Consider the following 15,806-nt stretch of genomic DNA (forward strand, 5'->3'; position numbering starts at 1 on the left):
TTTTCTGTACCATAAAATAAAAATATAATAGTATTGTGATGGTGAGTTTGGATGTTCTTTGTAAATTTAGTGTTTAATTTTATTCTTTTTTTTCTATTTTTTTTGTTATTAAAAAGAAGAAATATTTTGTTACCTTTGATATTGGCCTTGTTGGTTACATTCATTGATCAGATGCGATTTCTTATTTTAAATAAAATAATTCTCTTGATAATTTCGATTGTTTTATTATTTTATTTTTTAAGGAAAAAGAAATAATTATTAAGTCGATTTAACCATTCATAGGGTAAAATCTTAAAAATAATTAATAAAGTAGCATATGTAATTATTGCTGAGCCTACTGAAGTTATTAAACTTAAAGTAGGTGAATTTATTATTACAAAAATCAGCAGATAAATTTTCATGGCAACAAATCCCATAAATAAAATTACCGGAATCAAATAGATAGTCTTGGTTTCTATAACACTCCAGAAACCTAAATCTTTTGTAATAAATACTATATTAAGGATTGCAGTTATAAAAAAACTAACATTAATAGCCCAACAAGCCGTTTTAAAAGGATCAACAGCAATAGGCACCAGGGTTATTAATAATATTATTTCAACTAAGCTGCCCCAAAGCATATTTTCTAATGGTCGTTTAGTTTGTCCTAACCCTTGTAAAATACCTGTTGTAGTTTGTTGTAGGTAATAAAAAATTCCTCCAAACGCAAGAATGCGTAGCGCCTCACCGGCATTTATTTGTTTAAACAGTAAATAACAAATCTGGGCAGAAAACAAGTAAAAAATTACTACAGCAGGTAGTCCGAATAAGAGTGTAAAAAATAACGAGGTTTTTATCCTGTCTCTTAGTAAGGGTATATTTCCGGCTGAATTTGCTTCAGATATTGCCGGGACTAATGTTGTTGCTAAGGCGGATGTTAAAACACTGGGAATTACCAGAATTGGAATTGCCATACCGCTTAATTGACCGAAAAGTGAAGTTGCTTCATTTAAATTAATGCCGGCTTTAACCAGCTGGCGCGGAATTAAAGTAGCCTCAAAGGACAATAGTACAGTAGCAACAATTTTACTTAAAGCTACTGGCCAGGAAAAAAGAATAAGTTCTTTTGTAGTCACGGTGTTTTTCCTTAATGATAAAGCTAAACGTTTGTTTTTCTTCCACCATTTTAAGAAAAAGTAAAGTAGAACAAGAAAACCGATGGTTTCTCCGGCAATAACTCCAATGGAGGAACCGATAGCTCCCCAAACTATGCTTTTGGAGACCAAAATATATGCAAAAACAAGACCGCAAGTAACTCTAACTACTTGCTCCACAAACTGGCTAATCGCTGGTGCATTCATCATGAGAAGACCTTGAAAAAAACCTCTAAAACCAGAACACACACTAATTACTGGGACAGATAATAAAAGGCTTTTTAAAATTGGTAAAGCGTTTTGGTTGGTTAAGAAAAGCGGTGCAATTCTATCAAGAGATAAATACAAAGCACCGGTGATTATGGTTGAAAAAATAAGCAGAATCAATATTGATTTTCTTAATATATAAACTGAATAAGCGGGATCTTTTTGATTATTTTCGGCCACAAATTTTGCTATCGCCAGTGGCAATCCAAAACTAGAAATAACCAGAACAAGTATATATATTGGGTAAACCATATTAAACAACCCAATACCCTGTGAGCCAATTAAACTTACAATCATTATCTGGTAGATAAACCCCAGGATTCGATTAACAAGATTTGAAGAAAATAAGACTAGTGTCCCTCCAAGTAAACTCTGTTTGCGCAAGATACCCCTCCTTATAGGGTAATTTTTTCTAAGTAATTTTATTTTTTTGTCCTGCTGAATATGATGTTGTGACCGACTATACAGAAAAATATAATGTATGTAGAACTTGAAAAGGGAGGCAGAGTCTATGACCATTCGTATTGCTTTATTAATGGGTGGGTTGTCGTCTGAAAGGGAAATATCATTGAAAAGCGGGGAAGCAGTTTATAAGGCATTGCTAGAAGCCGGTTATGAAGTTGATAAGATAGACGTTGACAAGCAAGTTGCCAAAAAACTTCTTGAAAAAAGGTATGACCTAGCTTTTATTATGTTACATGGCGCTTATGGGGAAGATGGAACAATCCAGGGGCTGCTGGAAATACTGGGCATACCCTATACCGGATCAGGAGTTCTGGCTAGCGCTATTGCTATGGATAAAATAATGAGTAAAAAGGTATTAATGCAGGCCGGGTTACCTACAGCTCCTTTTGTTTCAGTGTCCCGTTACCATTGGGGAAAAAATAGACAGGAAGTTTTAGGGAAAATAAAAAATGAAATTAGTTTACCGCTTGTAGTTAAGGCTCCTAACCAAGGCTCCACCATTGGCATATATTTCGTCTGGCAGGAAGATGAGCTTGAAAATGCGTTAGAGGAAGCTTTTAAGTTCCCTGAAAGGGAGATATTAATTGAAAAATTTATTAAGGGTAAGGAAGTAACAGCGCCTGTGCTGGGTAATAATGAGGTGACTTCTTTGCCATTGATCCAAATTATTTCTAAAACCGGGGTTGTTTATGATTACCAGGCCAAATATACTGCCGGGCTTAGTGAACATGTCATTCCGCCAGAATTACCTAAATCAGTGATTGAAAAAGTGCAGGACTTAGCCTGTCAGGCTCATTTAGCTATTGGTTGTAGCGGACTTTCTCGGGTTGATTTCATTATAGATGATAATTTTCAGCCCTATATTCTGGAAGTGAACACAATTCCGGGTATGACTGAAACTAGTCTATTTCCAGATTCCGCTCGAGCAATAGGGTGGTCTTATAAGGATTTATGCTGTAAAATTATTGAATATGCAGGTGAAAGATTTAATAAAAAATTTACTCTTTGACTTGTATCCCAACTATAAGATAAAATAGAGATATATAAACAAAGGGAGTGGGAGAAATTATGAAAATTGCTGTAGCAGGAAAAGGCGGAGTCGGGAAAACTACTTTTACAGCCCTACTCATTAAACAACTGGTAGAAGCAAATAAAGGTGCAATCCTGGCTGTTGATGCCGACCCTAATTCCAATTTAAATGAAGCACTCGGTATTGAAGTGCATGCATCAATCGCAGATATTCTGGATGAAGTAAAAGGTGGTAAAGCTATTCCCGAGGGAATGCCGAAAGATGTCTATGTAGAGTATCGCCTTAGCCAGGTATTGAATGAAACCGATTATGTGGATTTGGTGGTTATGGGGGTACCTCAGGGGAGTGGGTGCTACTGTTATCCCAATGACTTAATGCGTAAATATCTTGAAAACCTGAGACAGAATTATGACTATGTGGTAATTGATAATGAAGCAGGTATGGAACATTTAGCCAGAAGAGTGGTTACAGATATTGATTATCTTTTTGTTGTCAGTGATGCATCAGCTAGGGGCATCCGTTCAGCAGGCCGTGTATTTGATATTGTTAAAACAGTAGGTATTAATGTAAAAAATATCTATCTGGTTATTACAAAAGTTTTACCAACTGGAATCGAGGAATTAAAGCCGGAAATTGAGGCTACCGGACTAGAGGTTGTAGGAACCATTCCTTATGATGAAGTAGTGGCCCGTTATGATCTGGCAGGTAAGCCACTGGTTGAATTGCCAGCAGATTCTCCTTCAGTATTGGCAGTAAAGAATATCTTCAGTAAACTGGCCCTTTAAGGGCCAGTTTTACTAGCGAGGTAAGGTGTTATCCTGTGGAAGCGGGAAGAAGGCTTAAACAAGCAATAATAATGATATTTGTCAGTATTTTTTTAGGAACCATCGGATATATGTTAATTGAGGATTATTCCCTGCGAGATGCCCTTTGGATGACTACAATTACATTAACTACAGTGGGATATGGTTTGGTTAAACCATTATCAGTGCCGGGTACATACTTTACCATTTTTCTTTCATATGCTGGGCTGGCACTAATCCTTTATGCCCTGGGGCTTATCGGGGCGCTTATTGTTGAAGGGGATTTATTTGATTTATTGGGGAGAAGAAAAATGAAACAAGAAATAGCCAAATTACGTGACCATATCATCGTATGCGGTGCAGGTAGAGTAGGGAAACAAGTAATCGAAAGGCTCAAAAAAGAAAGGACACCTTTTGTCGTTATTGAACAGAAGGACTAGTTAGTGCCATACCCGGGGACGCAAACAATGTTTTTGTTACTCTCACTGCAAAAGAAATCAATCCTGGCATTACGATTGTTGCCAGAGCAGAGAGAAAGGAGTCGGAAGCAAAATTATATAGAGCAGGTGCAGATAAGGTAGTTTCACCGGCGATAATTGGCGGACAACGGATGGCCATTTCCATTATAAAACCGGCTTCTGTGGATTTCGTAGATACTCTGGTCTGTGTAGAAGATGTTGAATTGGAAATAGAGGAGTTATTAATTGCAGATGGCTCAGTTCTGGTGAATAAGGATTTAAAAAATAGTGGAATCAGAGAAAAAACGGGGACCATGGTTGTTGCAATCCAGCGGGAAGGCAAACTAAAACCGAACCCTGGCCCTGAAGAATTACTGCAATCAGGAGATATTTTGATTGCCATTGGAACCAGACAACAGTTACAAAAGCTTGAGGAACTGGCTTGTGGTAGGTGTAAAATATGAAACCTTTGACTGCTAAACAAATAATGGCAATGATAAGTGCCGGTGAAAATAATCACGTGGATTTTAAGCGGGGGTTATTTTTGCCAGAGGCAGACAAGCCCAGAATTACCCAGCATTTTGAGCTGGCGAAAGACCTGGCAGCCTTTGCCAATTCAGATGGAGGTTACTTACTGGTTGGAGTCGATGATGATGGACAGGTAGTAGGTTTTAAGAGCAATGATCTATTGGAGCAAAGAATTATTAATTTGTGCAGGGATATTATTTCACCTCCATTAAAGCCTGATATCTATAAAGCAAAGGTAAAAGATAAAGAGGTTCTAGTAATAAGAGTCGAACGGGGTCAAGGTTACTTGCATTTAGTCAGGGATAAGGTCTACATCAGAGTTCACAATGAAGTACGGGTTGCATCCAGTGAAGAAATTACCGAAATTGTACTGGAAAGAAACCACCAGAAGTTGCGTTCCTTGTTACAGGAAAAAGAAAATCTATCTTTATTAATTATCAAAGTTAGCAAATTGAGTAGCGAATTATTTCGAGCCAAAACATTAATCACTGAGATTGAGGCTAATGATTTTTGTCAGGCACAAATTGACCTTTCTGATTATAATGATGGCATTAATGTCTATAAGTTAATAAAACAGGCAGAAAATCATTTGACAAACCTGGATATGGTTGAGCTGGGGAACTTATTGGAGTTTTTACTTCGGCTAGATCAAGCTATACAGCAATTAGAACAAATTAACCAGGAGCTTGAAACATTGCTGGATACATATTATTGTCAAATCGAGGGGAAATAAAAAACAGATAGATACACCTATACATAATGTGTCTTATGTATAGGTATATAAAGAAAATGGAGGGTTTACTTTGTTAACGGCTACAATATCCGATCTAGATAATTTGCTGGAATCTTTTTCTGTTCATTTACGTTTAGGTCAAACCGGTGTTAGCCGCAAAAAATCGCCAGCAACAGTAAATGCTTATATGAGTGATATTCAAATGTTCTTTCGCTGGGTTTTTGAAACCAAGCAAATCTCTAAAATTGAGGAAATCAATTCTGAACTTATTCTAGAATATATCCTCTACTTAACTGATAATCTTTGCGTTAAGGAAAGTACCTTGGCTCGTAAGATCGCTTCCCTCAAAGCATTTTTTAGATACCTAGAATTTAAAGGGTTTATTCCCCTGGATCCTACCTTGCGTATCAAGGGCTACACGGAACGCAGACGCCGGGAATTGCCTAAGTTTTTATCCACAGTCAAAAGCCAGAAAATACTGGCCAGTGCTGAAGAAACTAAATACATAAAAAGAAATAAAGCTATCTTATATGTATTTCTCACGTGTGGATTGCGAATTTCGGAATTAATTAACCTAAAGCTGGAAAATGTCAACCTTGAAGCCGGAGAAATAACGGTTTATGGTAAGGGCGGGAAATATCGGATTGTACCATTAATAGGGCCAGCATTGCAGTTAGTGCAGGAGTATATTAGCGAAAGAGGTCCCCAGAGCACCAATTGCCTCTTTTTAACGAAATACAATAAACCTTTTACACGTATAGGAATGTATAATTTAATTAAAACTCTGGCGCGAAAAGCAGGACTTGGTTCTGAAGTGACTCCTCATACCCTGCGCCATACCTGTGCAACGTTACTCCATTCCATGGGGGTACCCTTACGGGATATTCAAGAGCTGCTTGGGCATGCTGATCTATCTACAACACAAATTTATACCCATGTCGTTAAAGAAAAACTAAAACAATCAGCTGCTTTAAACCCATTATTAACAAACCCGGAAAGTGAATTTAGCGAAAAACAATAATCTCTTCGTTTAACACTGTTGCCGTTTGAAAGGCCTGGGCAAGGGCATGCCATTCTAACGGCAATAAATTTTTTTCCTTGGCTAGCTGCCAGAAATCAGCCAAAACTGATAAAACATTATCACTGGTTGTATAGGGTAAAACTATATCCCAAAAAAGTTCTGGATTAATCTCTTGTTCGTAAAAGTTAAAAATCTCCCATAGCAGCTGAGGTTTACGCATATCCGTAACTAGTTTTATTAATCTTCGGCAATCGATACTATTTTTAATCCATCCACAGCATCCAGCAGTACAATAGGAAAAATTAGCTCCGCATTCTTGACAATAGCTTTCCCATTCATCTATAAATTCAGGTTTAGTTCGGGCGACTTCGAAAAAATGATCCCCTAAAACAAGCTTCAACTCACAGGGTCTATTAATGAGAAAATATAATAACATTAATTAATACCTCCGATTTTTGCAATAGCATTTAGGCAATCTTTATAAAACTTGCTGGCTTTTTTATACATATTAAAAGCCTGGGTACTTTTCACTTCTTCTTCAGCATAATCAGCTAGCATACGCCAAAAAAGAACTTTTTTAAAATCCTGTAAGCTGCTTTCAGGAAGTAAATTTCTTTCTTTAATTAATTTAAGCTCGATCATTTCAATTATTTCTTCATGGGACTCCATGGAACGCAGGCTTTTCCCTTTCCAGGGCTTGACGTGACCTATAGTTGATAATAAAGCTCTAGCGCAGCGCAACATAGCGTAATAACACCTGTTCACAGTTGAATTATAATATCCATGTTCATAGCAGAGCAAGGCTGTTTGCAAAAATTCTTTACTTTTCTGCAAGCTAACAACTTTTATAATTAATGGTTGAAGGTTTAGAGGCTCTTGCTTTTCAATCGCCATTTTGGCTTGCTGTATTAGGGCTTCTTCGATGATCTTATTTAATTGGCTCGAAGTTGATTCATTAATGAAGATATTAGAAATAACATTAGATATAAATTGTTCTTGTTCTAATGAGAAATGCCTGAAATCATCTTCAAAAATCGGTATATATTCGATACTTTCTCCATGTTTAAGCCAAATTTGGTTGATAAAAACCAGCCTTTTTTCCATCTCAGGTAAGAAATAGTTAAGGAATCCCCCTATTCTGTCTGGTTTAGATTCATAATAGTTGATATAATTGTAAAGAGAGAACATGAAAGCGATCTTTATCTGTAATAATAGTTTTCGCTCTTCGCCTTCTGGTAATGGGTATAGCTCCCAGTTAAAGTTTAGCTGGGGAAAATATTTATTTATCAAGGGACAGGTATGTTCATCCAGTATTTTTCCCAGACAGTATCTGATAAAGAGTTTTTCAATTTCGTATTTTTTTTCCTCAATTATCATCCAACCATTAGCCCAATAAACGCCACATAGGTTCTCTATACTGTTAGCAGACAATGTATTTTTTCTGGGCTTGAAACTAAAGAGTTTTTTTATTAACTGATAATAGTCTTTTTCTGTTAGATCCTTGCCTTTAATCCATTTATCGATAATCCCTACTATGTATTTGGGGGCAGCCTTAAAGTAATAGGCTTGAAACACATCAACGGGATAATTTAACTGTTTATCTTCCACTGATATTATACAATTACTGATTGGCCAGAATTGCCGAGTCATCAAAACCCCTTCCTTTGGAGGTATTTTTATGGCTTCAATTGAATGGACTATTGATATTGATTTAAAAAATTTATACCGGGAAAATAAAGGTATTGCGATTCTTTTTGGTGATTTACATGCTAAACGTGTTACTAATTATTTGTGGGCAGAGCTAAAGTCGACAATTCATGGACAAGCCATGATTCCGGCTGAAGAATGGAAAAAAATTTTAGCCTTCAGTCATGAAAATAAGGTGGAAGTCTTGGGCTGGGTAAAATTATCTGGCTCAGAATATGAGGCTGTTGATATTACTAAATACATAAATGTTCCAACTGTGATTGTACTTTCTTTAAAAGAAGATGGAAATTATACCCTAACACAACAAATCAATCAAGTTAACAGTAAACCGCACAGGCAAGGCCCTGTTCCATTGAGCCATTCACCTGAAGATAGTAATTTTGCCTTTTATTACAAGTATTTATTAATGGTTGCTCTTTTCTTTACTATAATTTTTGCCTTTTTATACCCAGTTATGCGAAAAATAGAACAACCGGTCACAGAAAGGCCTGTTTCATTGCCAGGAGAAGAAATTAATAAAGAAGAAATTGGGGATCCTTTTCCTATAGAAAAAAAGGCTAACAGTTCAGAAATAAAACAGGAACAGGAATCTAAAACTATTCAATCTGAAATTCAACCAGAATATTTTTTATACACAGTAAAAAGTGGTGATTCCTTATGGGAAATTAGCAAGAAGTTTTATGGCTCTGGATTTGAATTTGTTCAGATAATGCAGGACAATCAAATCATAAATCCTGCTAAAGTTAGTATTGGTACTCAACTTAAAATCAGGAAAAAATAAGAACAGGGGTATTTCCCCTGTTTTACTTATTTTCGATTCTTAATTTTTTCAACTAGCATTTTGCAGTTTTCTGCTACTTGTTGAGGATCTACAGTTATTCTTGCAACACCTGACTGCATAGCGGCTTGGGCAACAGCAGCAGCTACTGCAGGTGCAACTCTGGGATCAAAAGGTTTAGGTATAATATATTCAGGTGAAAGCTCAGCTTCAGCAATCAGATTAGCTATAGCATAAGCAGCAGCTAGCTTCATTTCTTCATTAATATCTGTTGCCCGCACATCTAATGCTCCGCGGAAGATGCCAGGAAATGCCAGAACATTGTTCACCTGGTTAGGATAGTCAGAACGGCCAGTTCCTATCACTGCTGCTCCTGCGGCTTTGGCCAGTTCCGGCATGATTTCAGGCTCGGGGTTAGCCATTGCCAGGATAATCGGATTGGGGGCCATGGATTTTACCATCTCTACATCAACCTGTTTTGCTTTGGAAAGGCCCATAAAGACATCTGCGCCTTTTAAAGCATCACGGAGGGACGTTGTCACCATTTCCTGATTGGTCTTTTCAGCTATGGCCTCTTTATAGGGATTCATCCCCTCTTTTCTACCTTTGTAAATGGGACCTTTACTGTCGCACATAATAATATTCTTCACACCTAAACTCATTAACAGTTTAGTACAAGCGATGGCAGAGGCACCGGCACCATTGACTACTAGTTTTATTTCTTCAATCTTTTTATTTACAACTTTTAATGCATTGATAATCGCGGCAGCTGCTACAATGGCTGTACCATGCTGGTCATCGTGGAAAATAGGAATGTTTGTTTCCTTTTTTAGCCGTTCTTCTATGATAAAGCAATTTGGAGCTGCGATATCCTCCAGATTTACTCCACCGAAAGTAGGTTCCAGTAATTTTACTGTTTCCACGATTTTATCAGGGTCCTTGGTATTTAAACAAATTGGGAAAGCATCTACGCCGGCAAATTCTTTAAACAATACAGCTTTTCCTTCCATTACAGGCATTGCTCCAAGAGGCCCAATATCTCCCAAACCTAACACTGCGGTCCCGTCGGAAACTACTGCAACTAGATTGCCTTTAGCAGTATATTCATAGATCTTCTCCGGTTCTTTACTGATTTCGCGACATGGTTCTGCTACACCGGGTGAATAAGCCAGGCTTAGCTCTTCAGCATTATTGACTGGCACTTTAGAAATAACTTCAATCTTTCCTATGTGTTTACGGTGCAACTCTAATGCTTTTTCATAGATGTTCATGAATTATGCCTCCTTTAGCTTGTTGCATATTTTTCTTTTCCTAATTCATAAAGGTCACTACCATAGCAGTCATTAACGACGATTACAGGAAAGTTTTCTACATAAAGAGAATAAATTGCCTCAGCCCCCAGTTCAGGATAAGCTATTACTTCCGCTTTTTTAATGCATTTTGCCAGCAAGGCTCCTGCGCCCCCAATGGCAGCAAAATATACCGCTTTATTTTTGATAATTGACTCTTTCACGGCAGAGGACCTGAGTCCTTTGCCGATCATGCCTTTCAGACCCTTTTCAAGGAGTTTTGGTGTATAAGCGTCCATTCTTCCACTGGTAGTAGGCCCAGCAGATCCGATTACCTGTCCGGGTTTTGCAGGTGTAGGACCGACATAATAAATAATCTGACCTTCCAGCTCGATGGGCAGGGGTTCGTTTTTATCGATTAATTCAACCAACTTTTTGTGAGCTGCGTCCCGCGCGGTATAGATATAACCTGTAATTAATACTTGTTGACCTGCTTTCAGGCTTTCAACCATTTCGTCGGTAAGTGGTGGTGTAATTATAATCTCAGCCATAATTTACCTCCTCATAGAACAATTTCTTTATGGCGGGCAGCATGACAGTTAATATTAACTGCTACCGGTAAACTAGCAATATGGGCAGCATATAGTTCGATATGAACTGCTAGAGCAGTAATTTTGCCCCCCAGTCCCTGTGGACCAATGCCACTTGAGTTAATTTCCTGTAATAATTGTTCTTCTAATTCTGCGGCAATTTTATCGGGGTTTTTGCTACCAACAGGTCTCAATAAAGCTTTTTTGGCCAATAAGGCGCATTTTTCAAAGGTGCCACCAATTCCAACTCCGACAATAATCGGAGGGCAAGGATTTGGACCTGCATTTTTTACAGTTTCCAGGACAAATTTCTTTACTCCAGTTATACCATCTGCTGGTTTTAACATCTTTAAGGCACTCATGTTTTCACTACCGCCACCCTTAGGAGCGACCACTATTTTAAGCTGGCTTCCTGGTACAATCTCAAGATGGATGACTGCCGGAGTGTTATCTTTAGTATTAACCCGTTCAAGAGGATGACCGACTATAGATTTCCGTAGATAACCTTCAACATATCCCGATCTTACTCCTTCATTGATGGCAGTAATCAGGTCACCACCTGTGATATGAACATCCTGACCTAACTCTACAAAGATAACAGCAAATCCGGTATCCTGACAGATAGGCATTTGTTCTTCTCGTGCAATCTGTGCATTTTGTAATAATAAATTCAAGATTTCTTTTCCGTTTGGAGATTGTTCTGTTTCTGTAGCTTTTTTTATGGCATTCTCTACATCCTCAGGCAAAAAATAATTTGCTTCTTTTACCAGGTTTGCTACTGCAAGCCTAATTTCATCCACATGGATTTCTCTGATTGTCATTTAGGATTTTACCTCCTTTTGTTTTCTTTTTGTTTATTGCAAAAATGATGCCAATTGCAAAATAAATTTGTTGACGTATACAACACACATTTTGTTCTAAAATAAAGAAAATTACGGGTTTGATCTTTTTTAAATTTTAAAAAGAAGAAAACCCGCATATACGGGTTATAACTGGTATTTTTTCAATTTGTTATATAAGGTAGCTAAAGAAATATTTAAGGCTTTTGCCGCCATTTTTTTGCCCTCAACTGAATTACCAAATCGCTCTAAGGCTTTCTTTAACAGTATTTTCTCCATTTCATCAAAAGGTATAAGATCTTCAACAATTGGCAGAGTTGCAGTGGTAGAAACAGGTTCTAAGTACTGGACGAGATGTTTGGGAGTAATTAAATCTTCATCAGCTATTACCATGGCCCGTTCAATCACGTTTTCAAGTTCCCGTACATTTCCAGGCCAATCATAGGATTCCAGGATTATCTCTGCCTGTTTAGAAAGGCCTTTTATTTTTTTGCCCAGCTTACGGTTAAACTTGACTATTAATGAATTTGCAATCAGGATGATATCATCTTTTCTTTGGCGTAATGGCGGAATAGTTATTTCCACTACATTCAGGCGATAATAAAGATCTTCCCGAAAGGTACCTTTGCGAACCAGTTCCTTTAAATCTCGATTGGTTGCTGCAATTATTCTAACATCAACCTGGATAGTTTGAGTGCCACCAACTCTTTCGAATTCCATTTCCTGTATAACTCTTAAGAGTTTCGCTTGCAAATATAAATTCATATCACCAATTTCATCTAGAAAAATTGTTCCTCCATTAGCCAGTTCAAATTTACCCAGTTTTGTCTTAACTGCACCGGTAAAAGCTCCTTTTTCGTGGCCAAAAAACTCACTTTCCAGCAAGCTATCTGGTATAGCAGCACAGTTGACTTTAATAAAGGGTTTGTCTCTCCGAAGACTATATTGATGGATAGCGTGAGCGAATAACTCTTTACCAGTTCCGCTTTCTCCTAACAATAAAATTGTAGAATTACTCAGGGCAGCTTTTTTTGCTATATTTATTACTTTTCTCAATTCCTCATTATTGCCTATAATTGTATCAAAAGTATATTTAGAGCCTGTAATTTGACCTAAGCGATCATACAGGTTTTCAATTATTGATGTGCTTCTTTTTAATTCTTCCATCACTTTCATGAAGTCTGTTAAGTGGTTAAATACCACAACTGCACCAACCATTTGTCCATCTATTATAATGGGCGAAGCATTGGATACAACCTCGACATTGGTACCTCCTACTTTGGTACGCCAGCCATAAATATTTTTCCTGGTTCGCAAACATTCAGCCAGGGCACCATCGGGTGAGGCGGAAAAAATGTTCTGGCCGATTCTTTCTTCTGCGGTAATACCTGTGATTTTAGTAAAAGCAGGGTTGACATATTTGATATATCCATTGATATCTGCTACCTCAATAGCTTCCTGAACACTGGCCAGAATAGCATCCATTTCCCCTTTAATTCTTTTTATTTCCAGCAATTGTTTCTTTTCTTCCAGCAGTTTTTGTTTTGCTTTAACAACAAGCATCATTAGATCAGCTGCTTGAGCATCCATAACCGCCATACTAGGTGGTTTAAGTTTACGAATGGTTTCCTGGACCAATGGTTTGCCAGTAGCTTCGATTAAAACATCAATATTAATGGTATCCAAAAAATCATAGAAATTGTTGGTAATAGGAACCCCATCTGCTCGAGCCAATTTCAGACCCGGAGCATCTTCATTTATGTCACAGACACCTACAATGACACAATCTTCAATGGTTTTTAACACTTGATAAATAGCGCTTCCACCCTGCCCCATTCCTACTATTGCCACTCTTACTCCTGACATACTCCTCACCCCACCTTTTTAATTCTACAATAGTTGCCATAATCCTTTCTAAGATTTAAAAAAGTTTTTCTTTTTTGCGAACTATTGTTTGCAATCTATTCATATTGCTGTATAATAGTTTAAAAGAGAGATGGAGGTGCATTATGGATAATAAGCTTAATGCTAAACAGCAAGCTGTCCTGGATTTTATTAAACAGGAGATAAAAAGAAAAGGTTATCCGCCATCTGTTCGGGAAATTGGTAAAGCAGTTGGGTTCAGTTCCAGCTCCACGGTTCATAATTATTTGAATCAACTGGAAAAACTGGGTTATATTCGCCGCGATCCAGCCTTGCCTAGAGCGATTGTTGTTAACGAACCGGATAACGATTATTATTTTGAGAAGGATATGGTTGAGGTTCCTTTGCTAGGTAAGGTTACTGCGGGTTTGCCGATTCTGGCTGTAGAGAACATTGAAGAGAGGTTTCGTTTTCCCCGGGGATTATTGCCGGTAGGCGGAAATATATTTATGTTGCGGGTAATTGGTGATTCCATGATCAATGCAGGTATTTATCCTAACGATTATGTCTTTGTAAAGCAACAGCCTTTTGCACACAACGGGGAAATCGTAGTGGCATTAATCGATGAAGAAGCGACTATAAAAAGATTCTTTATTGAAGGAGAAAAAATTGTTTTAAGACCTGAGAATGAAAAGTATAAGCCTATTATTTTGGATGAAGTCTCTATCCTGGGTAAAGTCATTGGTTTATATAGAAAAATGTGAGTCTCAACTATCCAGTTGAGACTCACATTTTTTATGTTAGCCAGAGGAACGTTCCAATCATGCTTAAGGCAATTATCAGTTTTAGCAGAAATCCAATAATAAAACCCCGGGCGGCTCCTTTTAGAGTAATGAGAATTTGTTTAAGTTCTTTTCCACTTAGTATCTCACCTATTAGTAACCCCAGAACAGGCCCTATTAAAAAACCAACTGGAGCCCAGAAAAAACCCAGGATTCCTCCTATGAGCAATCCCCACATACCATAGCGGGAAACGCCGGCCTGTTTCGAGCCAATTATGCCGGCAAAATATTCGATTAGCCAGCTAAGGACAGTTAAAGCTGCAAACAATAAGAGCCAGGCAATATTAATGACAGTAAAATTAGTATTCCAGGCATAAATGAAAATAGCAATGAAGATCAATGGTATGCCCGGAATAACTGGTAAAAATGTTCCTAGTAAACCAAGTATCATAACCAAAACATAGGCCCAGTAATAATCAACCATAATTTGCCTCCTCTATCTGGTACGGCGATCTTTTACATAGACAGAGCCTTCTTGTGACTTAGCGTATTTTTTTAGCTCAGAAGCAATTTCGGAGACCTGCCAGTGGTTTTCAATATTGCGATGTTCATTGCTTACTACGGCAATAGAAACGGAAACCAGACTAAACTTGCACTCTTTACCCTGTCTATCTTTTGTAACAATGTAACCTCTTTTTCGGTCATCGGCATTGTATAATAAAGGCACGGTAGCATCAAAACGGGTGATAATTTGCTGACATATTTCATCTACCTTGTCAGGGGTTGTGATGGCGATAAAATCATCGCCCCCGATGTGACCGATAAAATCATCGACATTACCCAGGTTTCTTACACACTGGGTTAAGATATGAGCTAGAAGTTTGATTACTTCATCACCTTTAAGGAAACCATAGACATCATTATAAGCTTTGAAGTTATCCAGATCTAAATACATTACCGCGAATTTCCGGCTCTTGTCATTTATTCGCCGTTTAATTTCTTCTTCTATCATAATATTTCCGGGCAGGCCTGTTAGGGGATTAAAAGATTTTTCCTGCTTGGCCCGGCGCAAATGGGTTTTTATTCTGGCTACGAGTTCATCCAGATCGAAGGGTTTGGTTACATAATCATCAGCACCAGCTTCCAACCCAGCTACCACGTCCTGTGTTTGCTTGCGGGAAGTCATCATAATGATAGGAACGTGGCTTGTCCGCGTATCATTTCTGAGGATACGGCACATTTCCACACCTGTTTTACCGCCTGGAAGAATTACATCTAACAAAATCAGATCCGGTGCTTCTTGATATACCGCTGCCAGACCAGAAACACTATCCATTGCAGCAGTCACCTGAAAGCCTTCTTTTGTTAGGCGATCCTGCACCATGGCTACTATTAATTTATCATCATCAATTATTAATATTTTACTCTTAGAGGTTACATACTTATCCACTAATTTAGACCCCCTATATTATACAAAGGTCAATAAATATTTTAGCATAGTTCAATATATGAATACAATC

Annotated in this window: 16 protein-coding genes and 1 pseudogene; 8 read left to right on the forward strand and 9 right to left on the reverse strand. The window is 37.8% G+C overall.

What is annotated here, in order from left to right:
• Nucleotides 1-230: 230 nt before the first annotated feature.
• The gene (locus JDF658_RS11660) at nt 231-1,784 is read right to left on the reverse strand and encodes a polysaccharide biosynthesis protein (protein ID WP_159071876.1); all 1,554 of its coding nucleotides are present in this window, start codon (nt 1,782-1,784) and stop codon (nt 231-233) included.
• 127 nt (nt 1,785-1,911) lie between these two features.
• Here JDF658_RS11660 and JDF658_RS11665 point away from each other — a divergent pair, with 127 nt between their 5' ends.
• From JDF658_RS11665 to JDF658_RS11690, 6 genes and pseudogenes are all read left to right on the forward strand, one after another.
• A complete protein-coding gene (locus JDF658_RS11665) occupies nt 1,912-2,874 on the forward strand; it encodes a D-alanine--D-alanine ligase (RefSeq protein ID WP_079907760.1) in 963 nt (320 codons plus the stop codon).
• 59 nt (nt 2,875-2,933) lie between these two features.
• Nucleotides 2,934-3,680, forward strand: a complete 747-nt coding sequence (locus tag JDF658_RS11670) for an AAA family ATPase (protein ID WP_107753442.1) — start codon at nt 2,934-2,936, stop codon at nt 3,678-3,680.
• A gap of 71 nt (nt 3,681-3,751) precedes the next feature.
• Nucleotides 3,752-4,227, forward strand: a pseudogene (locus tag JDF658_RS11675) (potassium channel family protein); the annotation flags it as partial.
• 81 nt (nt 4,228-4,308) lie between these two features.
• Nucleotides 4,309-4,620 carry a cation:proton antiporter regulatory subunit gene (locus tag JDF658_RS11680; protein ID WP_242946672.1) on the forward strand — a complete coding sequence of 104 codons (312 nt, stop codon included), beginning with the start codon at nt 4,309-4,311 and terminating at the stop codon, nt 4,618-4,620.
• Nucleotides 4,617-5,417 carry a helix-turn-helix domain-containing protein gene (locus JDF658_RS11685; protein ID WP_078664498.1) on the forward strand — a complete coding sequence of 267 codons (801 nt, stop codon included), beginning with the start codon at nt 4,617-4,619 and terminating at the stop codon, nt 5,415-5,417. Before JDF658_RS11680 ends, JDF658_RS11685 begins: the two co-directional genes overlap by 4 nt.
• Nucleotides 5,418-5,487: 70 nt before the next feature.
• Nucleotides 5,488-6,438: a tyrosine-type recombinase/integrase gene (locus JDF658_RS11690; protein ID WP_079907763.1), complete on the forward strand. Its 951-nt coding sequence runs from the start codon at nt 5,488-5,490 to the stop codon at nt 6,436-6,438.
• Here JDF658_RS11690 and JDF658_RS11695 read toward each other — a convergent pair.
• Together JDF658_RS11695 and JDF658_RS11700 are read right to left on the reverse strand one after the other, a co-directional pair.
• Complete coding sequence (locus JDF658_RS11695; protein WP_078664496.1) at nt 6,422-6,874, reverse strand: hypothetical protein; 453 nt, start codon at nt 6,872-6,874, stop codon at nt 6,422-6,424. The genes JDF658_RS11690 and JDF658_RS11695 overlap by 17 nt on opposite strands.
• Nucleotides 6,874-8,088, reverse strand: a complete 1,215-nt coding sequence (locus JDF658_RS11700) for a HEPN domain-containing protein (protein ID WP_079907765.1) — start codon at nt 8,086-8,088, stop codon at nt 6,874-6,876. Before JDF658_RS11700 ends, JDF658_RS11695 begins: the two co-directional genes overlap by 1 nt.
• A 28-nt stretch (nt 8,089-8,116) precedes the next feature.
• Here JDF658_RS11700 and JDF658_RS11705 point away from each other — a divergent pair, with 28 nt between their 5' ends.
• Nucleotides 8,117-8,926, forward strand: a complete 810-nt coding sequence (locus tag JDF658_RS11705) for a LysM peptidoglycan-binding domain-containing protein (RefSeq protein WP_079907766.1) — start codon at nt 8,117-8,119, stop codon at nt 8,924-8,926.
• A gap of 26 nt (nt 8,927-8,952) precedes the next feature.
• Here the strand turns inward: JDF658_RS11705 and JDF658_RS11710 are convergent, their stop codons facing one another.
• The 4 genes from JDF658_RS11710 to JDF658_RS11725 form a co-directional block, all read right to left on the reverse strand.
• Nucleotides 8,953-10,194 carry an NADP-dependent malic enzyme gene (locus JDF658_RS11710; RefSeq protein ID WP_078664493.1) on the reverse strand — a complete coding sequence of 414 codons (1,242 nt, stop codon included), beginning with the start codon at nt 10,192-10,194 and terminating at the stop codon, nt 8,953-8,955.
• Nucleotides 10,195-10,208: 14 nt separating this feature from the next.
• The gene (locus JDF658_RS11715; protein WP_079907767.1) at nt 10,209-10,763 is read right to left on the reverse strand and encodes a Fe-S-containing hydro-lyase; all 555 of its coding nucleotides are present in this window, start codon (nt 10,761-10,763) and stop codon (nt 10,209-10,211) included.
• 11 nt (nt 10,764-10,774) lie between these two features.
• On the reverse strand, nt 10,775-11,623 hold the full coding sequence (locus JDF658_RS11720) for a fumarate hydratase (protein WP_078664491.1): 849 nt from the start codon (nt 11,621-11,623) through the stop codon (nt 10,775-10,777).
• 165 nt (nt 11,624-11,788) lie between these two features.
• On the reverse strand, nt 11,789-13,507 hold the full coding sequence (locus tag JDF658_RS11725; RefSeq protein WP_078664490.1) for a sigma 54-interacting transcriptional regulator: 1,719 nt from the start codon (nt 13,505-13,507) through the stop codon (nt 11,789-11,791).
• Nucleotides 13,508-13,650: 143 nt separating this feature from the next.
• On the opposite strand from JDF658_RS11725, the gene lexA reads away from it, so the two are divergent.
• Entirely contained in the window at nt 13,651-14,268 is a 618-nt protein-coding gene (gene lexA / locus JDF658_RS11730; protein WP_078664489.1) for a transcriptional repressor LexA, read from the forward strand.
• A gap of 31 nt (nt 14,269-14,299) precedes the next feature.
• Here lexA and JDF658_RS11735 read toward each other — a convergent pair whose 3' ends face one another.
• On the reverse strand, nt 14,300-14,770 hold the full coding sequence (locus tag JDF658_RS11735) for a DUF456 domain-containing protein (protein WP_078664488.1): 471 nt from the start codon (nt 14,768-14,770) through the stop codon (nt 14,300-14,302).
• 12 nt (nt 14,771-14,782) lie between these two features.
• Nucleotides 14,783-15,736 (reverse strand): response regulator, encoded by a 954-nt coding sequence (locus JDF658_RS11740; RefSeq protein ID WP_242946671.1) that lies wholly within the window; start codon nt 15,734-15,736, stop codon nt 14,783-14,785.
• Nucleotides 15,737-15,806 lie beyond the last annotated feature (70 nt).

Origin of the sequence: Carboxydocella sp. JDF658, assembly GCF_002049395.1 — a bacterium.
GTDB lineage: Bacteria > Bacillota.